The organism is Alistipes sp. CAG:268 (assembly GCA_000434235.1).
GTDB classification, from domain to species: Bacteria; Bacteroidota; Bacteroidia; order Bacteroidales; family Rikenellaceae; genus Alistipes; species Alistipes avistercoris.
This window is the reverse complement of sequence record FR891974.1, coordinates 17,777-31,309: the sequence shown is the minus strand read 5'-3', so window position 1 is coordinate 31,309 and position 13,533 is coordinate 17,777. Positions and strand designations below refer to the sequence as shown.

Annotated in this window: 12 protein-coding genes and 1 pseudogene; 8 read left to right on the top strand and 5 right to left on the bottom strand. The window is 63.0% G+C overall.

The features are described from left to right. Positions 1-52: 52 nt before the first annotated feature. Positions 53-1,248: pseudogene (locus tag QZL63_RS02110) on the bottom strand (cupin domain-containing carboxymuconolactone decarboxylase family protein). 129 nt (positions 1,249-1,377) lie between these two features. Beyond that, complete coding sequence (locus QZL63_RS02105; RefSeq protein WP_022307708.1) at positions 1,378-1,917, bottom strand: flavodoxin family protein; 540 nt, start codon at positions 1,915-1,917, stop codon at positions 1,378-1,380. A 189-nt stretch (positions 1,918-2,106) separates the two neighbouring features. Between QZL63_RS02105 and QZL63_RS02100 the strand changes: the two genes are divergently transcribed. From QZL63_RS02100 to QZL63_RS02090, 3 genes are all read left to right on the top strand, one after another. Further along, complete coding sequence (locus QZL63_RS02100; protein WP_022307707.1) at positions 2,107-3,006, top strand: helix-turn-helix domain-containing protein; 900 nt, start codon at positions 2,107-2,109, stop codon at positions 3,004-3,006. 117 nt (positions 3,007-3,123) lie between these two features. Beyond that, entirely contained in the window at positions 3,124-4,050 is a 927-nt protein-coding gene (locus QZL63_RS02095; protein WP_022307706.1) for a PepSY-like domain-containing protein, read from the top strand. Beyond that, positions 4,007-4,429 (top strand): PepSY-like domain-containing protein, encoded by a 423-nt coding sequence (locus QZL63_RS02090; protein WP_022307705.1) that lies wholly within the window; start codon positions 4,007-4,009, stop codon positions 4,427-4,429. Before QZL63_RS02095 ends, QZL63_RS02090 begins: the two co-directional genes overlap by 44 nt. A 65-nt stretch (positions 4,430-4,494) precedes the next feature. Here the strand turns inward: QZL63_RS02090 and QZL63_RS02085 are convergent, their stop codons facing one another. After that, entirely contained in the window at positions 4,495-5,949 is a 1,455-nt protein-coding gene (locus tag QZL63_RS02085; protein ID WP_022307704.1) for an APC family permease, read from the bottom strand. A gap of 222 nt (positions 5,950-6,171) precedes the next feature. Between QZL63_RS02085 and QZL63_RS02080 the strand changes: the two genes are divergently transcribed. Together QZL63_RS02080 and QZL63_RS02075 are read left to right on the top strand one after the other, a co-directional pair. Beyond that, positions 6,172-7,011 (top strand): endonuclease/exonuclease/phosphatase family protein, encoded by an 840-nt coding sequence (locus QZL63_RS02080; RefSeq protein WP_022307703.1) that lies wholly within the window; start codon positions 6,172-6,174, stop codon positions 7,009-7,011. A 4-nt stretch (positions 7,012-7,015) separates the two neighbouring features. After that, entirely contained in the window at positions 7,016-9,400 is a 2,385-nt protein-coding gene (locus tag QZL63_RS02075; RefSeq protein ID WP_022307702.1) for a TonB-dependent receptor, read from the top strand. Positions 9,401-9,707: 307 nt separating this feature from the next. On the opposite strand, the gene QZL63_RS02070 is transcribed toward QZL63_RS02075, so the two are convergent. Both QZL63_RS02070 and purB read right to left on the bottom strand, forming a co-directional pair. Then, a complete protein-coding gene (locus tag QZL63_RS02070) occupies positions 9,708-10,076 on the bottom strand; it encodes a DUF3784 domain-containing protein (protein ID WP_022307701.1) in 369 nt (122 codons plus the stop codon). A 12-nt stretch (positions 10,077-10,088) separates the two neighbouring features. Continuing rightward, positions 10,089-11,435, bottom strand: coding sequence for an adenylosuccinate lyase (purB, locus tag QZL63_RS02065; RefSeq protein ID WP_022307700.1), 1,347 nt, complete (start codon positions 11,433-11,435; stop codon positions 10,089-10,091). A gap of 103 nt (positions 11,436-11,538) precedes the next feature. Between purB and QZL63_RS02060 the strand changes: the two genes are divergently transcribed. The 3 genes from QZL63_RS02060 to QZL63_RS02050 are packed head-to-tail and all read left to right on the top strand — an operon-like array spanning position 11,539 to position 13,447. Then, a complete protein-coding gene (locus QZL63_RS02060; protein WP_022307699.1) occupies positions 11,539-11,946 on the top strand; it encodes a DUF4834 family protein in 408 nt (135 codons plus the stop codon). Between the two features lie 2 nt (positions 11,947-11,948). Beyond that, positions 11,949-12,692, top strand: a complete 744-nt coding sequence (locus QZL63_RS02055; protein WP_022307698.1) for an MlaE family ABC transporter permease — start codon at positions 11,949-11,951, stop codon at positions 12,690-12,692. After that, a complete protein-coding gene (locus QZL63_RS02050; RefSeq protein ID WP_022307697.1) occupies positions 12,689-13,447 on the top strand; it encodes an ABC transporter ATP-binding protein in 759 nt (252 codons plus the stop codon). Before QZL63_RS02055 ends, QZL63_RS02050 begins: the two co-directional genes overlap by 4 nt. The last annotated feature ends 86 nt before the right edge of the window (positions 13,448-13,533 follow it).

Genomic DNA, 13,533 nt, shown 5'->3' with positions numbered 1-13,533 from the left:
GGCCGGGATCCTCCGCATGAGGATCCCGGCCGTCGTTGTGTTGATGAACGGGCTATTTCGCCTCGGGCAGCACCTCGTTCAGGCAGGCGATGGCATTGAGCGAGCGCGGATAGCCGATGTAGGGAAGCAATTGGGTGACGACGGCCAGCAGCGTCGGCTTGCCGTTGCCGACACGGGCATTGCCCAAAATGTGTCCCTTGACCTGAGGCTCGCAGCCTCCCAACGAAACCAGCGTGGCGAAGGTCAGCAGCTCCCGGGTTGCCGCGTCCAGTCCCCGGCGGGTCTGGTAGTCGCCGAAGCAGTTGGCCGAGAGGTAGTGCTGGATGTGTATCTGGTCGGCCGGCGAGGTCTCGTACATCCGGTCGATCGCCTCTCCGAAGATCGACTTCTGCAGGGCCAGTCCCTGCTCGAAGCGGGTGTCGGGGGTCGTCGTGCCGCATGCTTCGAGGGGCAGGCTGATGCCCCGGGCCGTGAACCGGCGGTTCATGGCGGCTACTGCGTCGGCGCCCTTCGCCATGCCGACGTAGGGGATCGTCTGGTAGACCGTCTCGCGGATCTCGACGGGTGGAATGCCGGCATCGAGAGCGGCGTCCAGCAGCGGAGCGAGTAGTTCGTCGCTCTGCAGCGCAACAACGGAGGCAAGGGTCACCAGCAACCGCGTGCGGCGGGGNGGGCCACCAGCAGCCGCGTGCGGCGGTCGAGCGAGCCGTACTGTTGCGTCTCGCCGCAGGCGAAACCGGCGGCCAGGGCGCTCAGCTCGGGATCGCTCGAGGCAAAGGCCGCCAGCGGGTTGGGCAGGCCGTCGTCGGTCTTAGCCTGCGACGGCTTCGGGGCCGTGGCCGCACGGTAGGTGTCGTCGTCCACGGGCTCGAGCCATGTGTTGCGGTTCGTGGCCGGGTTGCACTCCACGGCCAGATGCGAGAACCAGCTGTCGGGGGCCGCACCGTGCCAGTGGACCACGTTCGGTGCGATCTCGACGACGTCGCCCGGGAGAAGCTGCCGGGCCTCCTGCCCCCGCTCCTGGTAGAAGCCGCGTCCGGCCGTTACGAGCAGCAGTTGGCCGCCCGTGTGGCTGTGCCAGTTGTTGCGGCAGCCGGGTTCGAAGGTGACGTTGTAGACCGGGCAGTTCAACGCTCCGTTCCGGGTCAGGGGCGCCAGGTAGGACTGTCCGATGAAATATTGAGCGTTGGCTGGCGGGTTGGCCTCGCCCTGCGGGAAGATCTGGTGAAATTCGGTGGTATCTTTCATGGTGATGTCGTTTGTTGCCGGCCGGGCTGTTGCTGCGGCTCCGGATGCGAGGAGCAGCAGGCCGGCGAGGGTCGTTCGTTTCATGTTGGTACTTTTGTCGTTGTTTGCGGCGGTTGCCGGCGCGGCGGGTCAGAGTTTGCGTCCCGCCTCGTAGGCTTCGTGCAGGGCGGGATGTCCGTCGATCTCGTGCATCTTCCAGACGCCGAGTCCGTAGATCGTGTCCCGCTCGCGGGCCCCTTCGAGGCAGTCGAGGAATCCGCGGAATCCCTCGATCATGCGCTCCATGGCCCCCTTGTCCTGCTCGGCGGCCGTGATGATGAAGTAGAACTCCTTGTTGCTCATCCTCAGGTACTCCGAGCAGCAGCGGTCGATCAGGGTCTTCATCTGTGCGCTCATCGCATAGAAGTAGACCGGCGAGGCGAGCACGATGACGTCGGCTTTGACCATCTTCTCGATGATTTCCCGTGCATCGTCGTACTGCGGGCAGGATCTGCCCGGTTCGGTGCAGGTGCCGCATCCCGTACAGTAGTAGATGGTCCGGTCGCGCAGAAAGATCTTTTCTGCGTCGTGCCCCGCCTCGCGGGCTCCGCGCAGGAATTCGTCGCAAAGCGTGTCGGAATTGCCGTGTCGGCGGGGGCTGGATGAAAGAATCAATACCCGTTTTTTCATGTCCGTATCCGTTTTTTTCTCTGTTGGATCCCAGTCCGGGGCCCGGTAATGCAAAGATACGGCATCCCGGCCGGTTCCGGGTAGACGGATTACGGAATCTTTTACCCCGATTACCGATTTTTGCCCGCCGGGGAGCGGGATCCCGCGGAAATGGTTACCTTTGTGGGAAACAAGCCTGTAACTAATAATATGGAATCAAAAATCCGGCACATCGAATCCGTCGGCGAATATTGCGGGTCGTTGGGTGTCGCGGCCCAGCATCCCCTGGTGGCGGTTGTCGATTTCGCAGAGGCCCGGCCTGTCTACCATATGCGCCAGACGTTCGGCTTTTATGCGGTTTTCCTCAAGGAGGTCCGTTGCGGCGACATGATCTATGGCCGCAACTACTACGACTACCAGGAGGGTACGCTCGTCTGCCTGGCCCCCGGGCAGGTGATCGGCTTCGAGGATAACGGCGAAAAGTTCCAGCCGAAGGGGTGGGCGCTGGTTTTCCACCCGGACCTGATCCGCGGGACGATGCTCGGTCGCAACATGAAGGAGTATACCTATTTTTCTTATGAGGTGAACGAGGCGCTGCACCTCTCGGAGACGGAACGGTCGCTGGTCGTGGACAGCCTCCGGAAGATCCGTCTCGAACTCGGGCATGCCATCGACCGTCACAGCCGGCGGCTGGTCACCACGCAGATCGAGGTGCTGCTCGACTACTGCCTGCGTTTCTACGAACGGCAGTTCATCACCCGCGCACATGTCAATCACGACGTGCTGACGCGTTTCGAACGCCTGCTGGATGACTACTTCGCCGAGGGGCGCGCCCGCAGCGAAGGACTTCCTACGGTAAAATACTGCGCCGGACAGCTTTGCCTCTCGCCCAACTATTTCGGTGACCTGGTCAAACGGGAGACGGGGCGCACGGCCCAGGAGCACATCCAGCTCAAACTGCTCGAGGTGGCGAAGGAGCGGGTGCTCGATCCGGGGCGGACGATCGGTGAGATCGCCTACGAACTGGGCTTTCAGTATCCGCAGCACTTCACCCGGATGTTCAAGAAACTCACGGGGCAGACCCCCAACGAATACCGCGCGTCCGAATGACGGAGCGACCGGTCCGCGAAGGACCGGTTTTTTTGTGCCGTTTCAGTTTCTTTTCAAAATGTCCCCGTAGCTTTGCCTGCGAAAATGGGTAATCGAATCACTTAAAACGACACGATCATGATGAATTGGATGAGAAATCTGTTGGTTGCAGCCGCCGCGTTTCTGGCTGCGGGATGTGAGCGCTCCGACGGGGAGCGCGGCTCGGGAGGCGAGGTGTCGCCGCAGGTGCTGGCGGCTTTTGCCGAGCGTTACCCCGGTGCGCAGAACGTAAGTTGGAGCATGAAGGGCGACTATGCCGTGGCGGACTTCTACTGGACGGGAACCCGTGCGGCGCTCTCCACGAACTGCTCGGCCTGGTTCGGCAATGCCGACGGGCGCTGGACGATGACCGAGACGGAGATCCGTTTCGAAGCCCTCCCGCAGGCGGTCAGGGAGGCCTTTGCCGCAAGCGAATATGCCTCGTGGCGGGTCGATGACCGGGTGGACGTACTCTACCGTGCGGGCGATGTCGAGCCAGAGATCTACGTCATCGAGGTCGAACAGGGCGGCCGCGAGATGGACCTCTATTACTCGCCCGACGGCGTGCTGGTGAAGTGTGTGGCCGACGCGGACCCCGACTGCGACTACGGCGATTTCATCCCGGCCGAGCCTGCGGCCTCGATCGGGGAGTATATCCGGACGCACTATCCTTCGGCCCGTGTGATCGACGTCGATGCAGAGTCAGAGGGGACGGAGGTCGAGATTCTCGACGGCGGCGTGAAGCGCGAACTCTTCTTCGACCGCGGCGCGGCGTGGCAGTATACCAAGACCGGGGTGCGCCGTGCCGACCTGCCCGAATCCGTGACGGCTGCGTGCCGGCCCGCCCGAAGCCGTGACGGCTGCCTGGGCCGCTTCGGAGTATGCCGAGGCGCGCGGTTATCGGCTCGACGACGCGGATCTGTACGAGACGGTCTCCGAGGGGACCTTCTACCGCCTGGAGCTCGAGTCGCGCAACGGCGACGTGAAGATCCGGATTACGCCCGAGGGCGAGGTGTCGCTCCATGAACCCTCCGTGGGAGGCGCCGGTGTCGCGGCGGAGATCGAGGCCTTCATCCGGGAGAACTATCCGGGCGCCTCGATCGTGGAGAAGGACAGCGACGACGGGATGCTCGAGGTGGAGATCCGCCACGAGGGGCGCGAGAAGGAGCTGCTCTTCAACGGGGCCGGAGCGTGGGTGAGGACCTCGTGGGAGGTGCGCCGTGCCGAACTGCCCGAAGCGGTGACGGCTGCCTGGGCCGCTTCGGAGTATGCCGGATGGGAGTTCGACGGCGCGGATTATCTTCAGACTCCCGACGGTGCATGGTATGCCCTCGAGCTGGAGGAGGAGCGGACGGACCGTGAGGTGACGCTTCGCATCGCGGAGGACGGTACGATTCTCGGCTGACGGAACCTGGGACGCAAACCGGTGCGGGACCTGCCTTTGATGAGGCGGGCCCCGCACCGCTCCTTTTACCGCTTACCCTTTTGCCTCTCCTGCCGGTCCATGGACCGGCTGATGGCGAAGGGGATGGCCAGGAAGAGCAGTGTGCCCGAGGCGACGAGTGCCGTGTAGGTGGCCGGGCTCCCGACGGGCAGTTGCGAGGGCGGGAAGAAGGTCACGGCGAACGAGAAGAGCACGGCCAGCAGGCCGCCTCCGGCGATGATCCAGATCCCGGCGCGTCCGCCCGGCACGCGGTAGCTGCGGGGCAGGTCGGGCTGAGTGTAGCGCAGGCGGATGGCTGCGGCGTACATCATCATGTACATGATCAGGTAGAGTCCGATGGTCAGGGCGCTGAGCAGGAAGAAGGCCACGTTCACGTTCTTCATCACGATGTAGAGCGACGAGAGCAGCGTCACGAGCGCCCCCTGGATGAGCAGGATGTTGATCTGCACGCCGTTGCGGTTCGTTTTGCCGAGCACCCGGGGCAGCCGCCCTTCCCGGGCTGTCCAGAGCAGGCCGCGGCTCGGTCCGGAGATCCACGAGAGGATGCCGGCCAGTGCTCCGAAGGTGACGAGCAGCCCCATGACGTTGGTCATCCACCCGATGCGGTAGTGGTCGAAGACGATGCGGAAGGTGACGAACAGGCCTGCCTGGAGGTCGATCTGTTCGTAGGGCGTGATGACGGCTACGGCCAGGGCGCCGAGCGTGAAGAGGCTGAACGAGATCAGGGCGGCAAGGAACATGGCCCGCGGGAACTGCGACTGCGGCCGTTTCAGTTCGGGGGCGTGCACGGCGTGGACCTCGACACCGGCGAAGAGCAGCAGGATGCCGGCCAGGAAGGCGATGTCGCTCATGCCCGAGATGTGGGGGAACAGGCGCGGGTGCACGTGGTGCGCGGCGTCGGTCCCGACTACCTGGGTGACCGAGGCGGGGATGTGTTCGAAGGCGATTCCGTTGCCCCCGGCCAGCCAGATGACGGCCATCAGGACGATGACGATGCCGGGCAGGACCGTGCCGACGAGAAACCCGCGGCTCGTGAAGTCGGTGAGCGCCGTGGTGCCGCGGAGGGTGATCCAGGTTGCGAACCAGTACATGGCGATCGAGAAGCACCCCACGAAGATCCCGTTCTCGGCCAGTGCCGGGAGACCGGCCATGTAGGCGGCCGAGGCGGCGGCGAATCCCAGCACGGTGGGGTACCAGACGACGTTCTGGATCCACTGCAGGAAGATGGCCGTGAAGCCCAGGTGGGGGTTGAAGGCCTCCTTGACCCAGGTGTAGACACCGCCTCCGCGGGAGGCGAAGGCGCTGCCCAGTTCGGCACTCACGAGTGCCGCGGGAATCAGGAAGAGGAACGTGGCGAAGAAGATGTAGAAAAACATGGTGAGCTCCTCCTGCGCCATCATCGGGAGTCCGCGCAGGCTGATGACTGCAGCTGCGGTCATCAGGGCGAGCTGCGAGGTCGAAATGCGTTTGTCTTTGGCCATGGTTCGGTATGTTGTGCAAATGCTTCGAGACCTGCAGTTTTCATGCCGCGGAGATTCTTCCGGCCCCGTCGGCGGCACGTTCCGGCGGAAATGAAGGGCGAAAGGATCGATTTTTCCCGGCGGCGATGTCCGGAACCGTTATTTTGCGTATCTTCGTGGTGAAATCGGCGGGACTGTGCCTTGGTCCTTTACGGGCCTTCCGGCCGGAAAAGTTCGAAAACGATGAAAAGACGATTGGAACTTCTCCTGACGCTGTTTCTGGCGGCGGGATGGATTGCGTGTGCGATGGCCCGGATGACCGGTTCCGCACCCGAAAGGACGGAGGCTCCGGCCAAGGCGCCGGGTGTGACGCGGTTGGTGACCTACAATGTCGGGGTCTTCAACAAATACATCCGGGACGACTATCGGCTTGTTGCCGACATGATGCGCGAGATCGGCGCCGATGCCGTCTGTCTCAACGAACTGGACAGCTGTGCCGTCCGGACGCGGGGCGTTTTCCAACTCGAACGGGTCGCCGGGCTGATGGGCGGCTGGGACTTCTGCTACGGTCCCGCCATGCCGTTCCAGGGCGGCGCCTACGGCGAAGGGGTCATGACGCGCGAGCCGGCGGTCCGCAAATTCTTCGTGCCGCTGCCGCAGGCCGGCGGAGCCGAGCCGCGCGTGCTGGCGGTCGTCGAGCTTCCGCGTTTCGTGATCGCCACTACCCACCTGGACCATGTCTCGGCCGAGGCGCAGGTCGAGCAGGTGCGCGAGATCAACCGGGTGATGCGCGAACGCTACGGGCGGAGCGTGAAGCCGGTCTTCCTCGGCGGCGACCTGAATGCCGAGCCCGGCTCGGAGACGCTGCGCGAGTTGCGGCGCGCCTGGCGGGTGCTCTCGGGAACCGATGCCGGGACCTATCCGTCGGACGGACCGACGGTCTGCATTGACTACTTTCTGCAACTCGACAACGGTGTGGCATGCGATGTGGTGGATGCCCGGGTGTTGGACCGCTTCCGTGCGGGCGACGTGAGCAGGGCGTCGGACCATCTGCCCGTGATGCTCGACATAAAACTGGAATAGGACGATGAAACGGATCTGTCTGTCATGCTTGTTGCTGTTGCTCGCCGTGCCGTGTGCGGTGCGGGCGCAGCAAACCTCGGGATACCCGGTGTCGGGTCGTGTGATCGACCGCCTGACGCGCCAGCCGGTCGCCTATGCTTCGGTCGTGGTGCAGGGCGAGGAGCAGCGGGGCGCCTCGACAGACTCCACCGGCCGGTTTGTCATCGAACGGGTACGCCCCGGCATCCAGCGGTTCGTCGCCTCCTCGGTCGGATACAAGGGCTATGTCAGCCCCGAGTTCCTCGTCTCGGCCGCTACGCCCTTCGTGGAGATCGAGCTCGAGGAGGATGCCACGCAGGTCGAGGCCGTGACGGTCCGTCCCTCGCCTTTCCGGGCGACGGTCGAGAGCCCCGTGGGGCTGAACGTCATCGGGGTCCGCGAGATCGAGAAGAGCCCCGGTTCGAACCGCGACATCTCGCGCATCGTGCGCTCCTATCCCGGCGTGGCCTTCTCGCCGGTGGGCTACCGCAACGACCTGATTGTGCGCGGCGGCGGCCCGTCGGAGAACAAGTTCTTCATGGACGGCATCGAGATCCCGAACATCAACCACTTTGCCACGCAGGGCGCCACGGGCGGTCCGGTGAGCATCGTCAATGCCGACCTGATCCGCGAGATCAACTTCTACACCGGGGCCTTCCCGGCCGACCGGGCCGGGGCGTTGAGCTCCGTGCTCGACTTCAAGCTCCGCGATGGCAATGCCGAGCGGCAGACCTTCAAGGCGACGCTCGGCGCCTCGGACGCCGGGATCAGCGGCAGCGGCCACATCGGCGACAGGACGACCTACCTCTTCTCGCTCAGGCAGTCCTACCTGCAGCTGCTCTTCAAGATGCTGGGGCTCCCGTTCCTGCCGAACTACATCGACGGGCAGGTAAAGGTCAAGACCCGCTTCTCGGAGCGCGACGAGCTGACCTTTCTGGCGCTGGCCGGCATCGACAACATGAAGCTCAACGTCGATGAGAAGGGCGAGGATGCCGAGTACCTGCTGAGCTATCTGCCGCGCATCCAGCAGGAGACCTTCACGGTCGGTGCCTCGTGGCAGCACTATGCCGGGAAGCACGTGCAGACGGTAACCCTGAGCCACAACTACCTGAACAACCGCAACCTGAAGTATCGCGGCAACGACGACTCCTCGGAGGAGAACCTCACGCTGCGCCTGCGTTCCGTGGAGCAGAAGAGCACGCTGCGGGCCGAGAACCGCAGCTATCTCGGACAGTGGACCCTGCGCGAAGGGGCGGAACTCAACTATTCGGACTACACGAACCGCACCTTCCAGCGCCTCTATACCGACGAAGCCCGCACGGCCGACTACCGCACCGACCTGGGCATCTTCGGCTGGGGGCTCTTCGTCGGAGCCGACTACTCCTCGGAAAACAAGCGCTTCACCGCATCGGCCGGGGTGCGGGCCGACGCGTGCGACTACTCCTCCCACATGTCCCGGCCGTGGCACCAGCTTTCGCCGCGCGCCTCGCTGTCGTATGTGCTGGGCGGGGGATGGAAGATCAGCGGCAGCGCCGGACTCTACTACCAGCTGCCGCCCTATACGGCACTCGGCTACCTCGATGCCGGGCAGTATGTGAACCGCGACCTGCGCTACCTGCGTGTCGGGGCGGTGAGTGCCGGTGTAAGCTGGCACCTGCGCGACCGGCTGGTCCTCTCGCTCGAGAACTTCTACAAAGGATATGACGACGTGCCCCTGTCGCTCGCCGACGGGATTCCGCTCTCGTGCAAGGGCAACGACTACGGCGTGGTGGGCAATGAGGCGCTCGTCTCTTCGGCCGAAGGACGCGCCTACGGCGTGGAGGCCATGGCCCGCTGGCAGATTCCCGGGCGGGTGAACATCGTGGGGTCGGTGACGCTCTACCGCAGCGAGTACCGCAGCGACGGCTCGTCGCCGTGGATCGCCTCGGCGTGGGACAACCGCTTCGTGGTGAACGTCAGCGGAACGTACGACCTGCCCCGCAACTGGAGCATCGGCGCGAAGCTGAGCGCCGTGGGCGGGGCCCCCTATACGCCTTACGATGCCGACAAGTCGTCGCTCGTCGAGGCGTGGGATGCGCAGGGACGCCCCTACTATGACTATGCGCGCTACAATGCTGAACGGCTCGACGCCTTTGCGCAGCTCGACCTGCGCATCGACAAGATCTTCTACTTCAAGGGGTGCATGCTGGGGTTCTACATCGACCTGCAGAACGTCACGGTGAGCAAACTCCGGCAGCCCGACGTGCTGATGTCCACGGGCGAGATCCTCAATCCCGAGGATCCGGTCTCGGAGCAGCGCTACAAAATGAAGGTGCTCCGGCAGGAGAGCGGCACGCTGCTGCCCTCGATCGGCATCACGGTGGAGTTCTGACCCCTGCCCTGTGCGTGTGCTTCCGGCGGGTCGCAGACTCTGTGTGCCGCGCGGTTCCGTCACGGTCGCGGCACATCGTGCGTGTTGCCGCGGCGTGGCCGGGACGGCATGAAAAAGCGGCAGGGGATCTCGCGATTGCCTGCCGCCTCCGGAGGATGGCCCTCCTAAACTACTAACCCAAACTTAAATAAATGAAGAAACCTCACTGCGGTTGCTGTGCCGCAGTTGCTTCAGGAATGGGCAAAGTGCGTGCCAACGAAGAGCCGCCGGGGATCGGAATCCTTCGGCGGCTCGCTTCATTCTATTCTTATGTCCGTGGGGGATATTTTCCCTCCGGGTCCCGCCTTTGCGGCGGCTTTTTCAGGAAACGGTTGCCCGTATTGGCGTAGATCACCGCTGCGACGGCGCCGATCGCCAGCCAGATCATGCCGGCAGCTCCGAACCCCTGGTGAGGGTGGATTTTGTCGGCGCCCATTAGGAGCATGCAGACGGCGCAGTAGAACATCAGTTTGCCCATGAAACGACACAGCGCCTTTTCGTCGTAACGTGCGCGTTCCTCCTTCGGCATCGTATTGTAGCCGGCGATCAGCCGCGCTCCGCGGCCCAGGAAAAAGATGACTCCGAGTACGAGGAAAAACACGGCGAAGATGCCGTAGAGGACAAGCCCGAATCCCATCTTCGCTGCCGGTTACCGGAAGACACCCGTGTAGGTCGCGGGCGAGAGGGCGCGCAGTTCCTGCTTCACCGTCTCGGCCACGTCGAGCGTCTCGATGAAGGCGGCGATCGCCTCGCGCGTGATGTGGGTGTTGGTGCGTGTCAGGGCCTTCAGCGCCTCGTAGGGCTTCGGATAGCCCTCGCGGCGCAGGATCGTCTGTATGCCCTCGGCCACGACGGCCCAGTTCTGCTCCAGGTCGCGGTCCAGCGCCTCGCGGTTGAGGATCACCTTGCCCAGCCCCTTCATGAGCGACTGCAGGGCGATCACGGCGTGGGCCACGGGCACGCCGATGTTGCGCAGCACGGTCGAGTCCGTCAGGTCACGCTGCAGGCGCGAGACGGGGAGTTTCGACGAGAGGTGCTCGAAAATGGCGTTGGCGATGCCGAAGTTGCCCTCGGCATTCTCGAAATCGATGGGGTTCACCTTGTGGGGCATGGCGCTCGAGCCGACCTCGCCGGCCTTGATGCGCTGCTTGAAGTACTCCATCGAGATGTAGGTCCACATGTCGCGCGAGAGGTCCACAAGGATCGTGTCGATGCGCTTCATGCAGTCGAAGATCGCCGCCAGGTTGTCGTAGTGCTCGATCTGCGTGGTGTATTGCGAGCGGCTCAGCCCGAGGGTATCGCCGACGAACCGGTTGGCGAAAGCCACCCAGTCGATCGAGGGATAGGCCGCATGGTGGGCGTTGAAGTTGCCCGTGGCGCCGCCGAACTTGGCCGGGATGGCGATCGCATGGAGCATGGCCAGCTGCTTCTCGAGCCGCTCGACGAAGACCATGAACTCCTTGCCGAGGGTCGTGGGCGAGGCGGGCTGCCCGTGCGTGCGTGCCAGCATCGGCACGTCGTGCCACTCCCTGGCGAAGGCGGCCAGCTTGTCGCGCACCTCCTCGACGGCGGGGTAGTAGACCCCCGTGAGGGCCTCCTTGAGCGAGAGGGGGATCGATGTGTTGTTGATGTCCTGCGAGGTGAGTCCGAAGTGTACGAACTCCTTGTATGCGGAGAGCCCCAGCGCATCCATCTTCTCCTTGATGATGTACTCGACGGCCTTTACGTCGTGGTTGGTGACGGACTCGATCTCCTTGACACGCAGCGCGTCGGCCTCGGAGAAGTCGGTGTAGAGCCGGCGCAGGTCGGTGAAGCGGGCGTGGTCGATGCCCTCAAGCTGCGGCAGCGGCAGCTCGCACAGGGCGATGAAGTATTCGATCTCGACGCGGATGCGGTAGCGGATCAGTGCCGCTTCCGAAAAATAATCTGCAAGTTTTTCCGTTTTGTTACGGTAGCGCCCGTCTACGGGCGAAATGGCTGTGAGCGGGGTTATCATGGTCGTGTGGTGATTTTTGCTTTCCGGCACCAAAATTACGACATTTATTGAAATCCGCATAATTTTCCCTACCTTTGTAGGGCTGTAACTCGAAAAACGAACGATGAAATATCTGATGGCAGTCATCGACGCACTCGTGGGGTTCGTACAGCGGAACTCGCTGACCGTGCTCGTCATTCTGATCCTGGCGCTGGGTGCTCCGGCGCTGCTGAAGGGTATTGCACTATTCATACTGTATTTTATTATGGGATTCGTTCTGCTGCTCGTTGCGGGCGTGCTTCTCTTCCGCTGGCGGATCTACCGCATGCGCAAGGAGATGGAGGAGCGTTTCGGCGAGGGATTCGGCGGTGCCGCGGGCGGCTTCGATCCCCGCGGCTTCGGGGCGCGGCAGCGGCCTCCGAAGCAGGAGCGCGAGGGTGAGGTGAAGGTCTACCGCACGTCCGACGCCCCCGAGAAGCGCGTGTCGGAAAAGGTCGGCGACTACGTCGATTTCGAAGAGACCAAGGAGTGACCATGTTGAAGGTATTCGAACTCATAGGGCGCTATTTCATGCTGATGGGGAAGGTCTTTTCCCGTCCCGAGAAGGCCGCCATCTACCGCCGGAGGATCATCTACGAGATGGAGGCCCTCGGCGTGAACTCCATCGGGCTGACGGCCATCATCTCGATCTTCATCGGTGCGGTCATCACGCTCCAGATGTCGATCAACCTCGACTCGCCGTTCATCCCGCAGTCGCTCATCGGCTATGCCACGCGCGAGACGATGATCCTCGAGTTCTCATCGGCCGTCGTGGCGCTGATCCTGGCCGGCAAGGTCGGCTCGAGCATCGCCTCGGAGATCGGCACGATGCGCATCACCGAGCAGATCGACGCCCTGGAGATCATGGGGGTCAATTCGGCCTCGTACCTCATCCTGCCGAAGATCGTGGCGTCGATGATCTTCTTTCCCTTCCTGACGATCCTCTCGATCCTGATCGGCGTCATCGGCGGCTGGCTCATCGCCGCAGCCACCGGAATCATGATCCCGGCCGACTATGTCGATGGCCTGCTGATGGACTTCCGCCCCTATTCAATCACCTACACGCTCATCAAGACCGTCTTCTTCGCCTACATCATCACCTCGATCTCGGCCTTCTACGGCTATTACGCCCGCGGCAACTCGCTCGAGGTGGGCGCCGCATCGACGCGCGCCGTGGTGGCCAGCTCGATCGTGATCCTGCTTTTCGACCTGATCCTGACGCAAGTGCTGTTGATATGATACGAGCCGAACATATCGTCAAGTCGTTCGACGGACGCACGGTCCTCGACGATATCTCGGTCGAGTTCGAGACCGGGAAGACCAATCTGATCATCGGGCGCAGCGGCTCGGGCAAGACCGTGCTGCTGAAGACCCTCGTGGGGCTGCACGAGCCCGATGCGGGCGACGTCTGGTACGACGACGTGAACTTCACGCGGCTGGGCTTCCGCGAGCGCAAGACGATCCGCAAGGACATCGGGATGATCTTCCAGGGCGGGGCGCTGCTCGACAGCTCGACCGTCGAGGAGAACGTCAAGCTGCCGCTCGACCTCTTTACCTCGAAGAGCGAACGCGAGAAGATGGAGCGGGTGAACTTCTGCCTGCAGCGCGTGCGGCTCGAGAACGCCAATCGCCTCTACCCGGCCGAGTTGTCGGGCGGCATGATCAAGCGGGTGGCCATCGCCCGGGCCATCGTCATGAACCCGCGCTATCTGTTCTGCGACGAGCCCAACTCGGGCCTCGACCCGCAGACCTCGATCGTCATCGACAACCTGATCCACGAGATCACCCAGGAGTACGGCATCACGACGATCGTCAATACGCACGACATGAACTCCGTGATGGAGATCGGCGAGAAGATCGTATACATCCACAACGGCCGCAAGTGGTGGGAGGGAACCAAGGACGATATCCTGCACGCCGACAATCCGGAACTGAACGATTTCGTCTTCGCCTCGGCTATGGCCAAGCGCGCCAAGGCGGCGGGCATTCATTAAAAAATTTACGATTTTTATTGCGTAAAATTTAGAAAGTGTGTACTTTTGCGCGTGGAAAAACGACGCGAGTTTTTTACTAACAAATA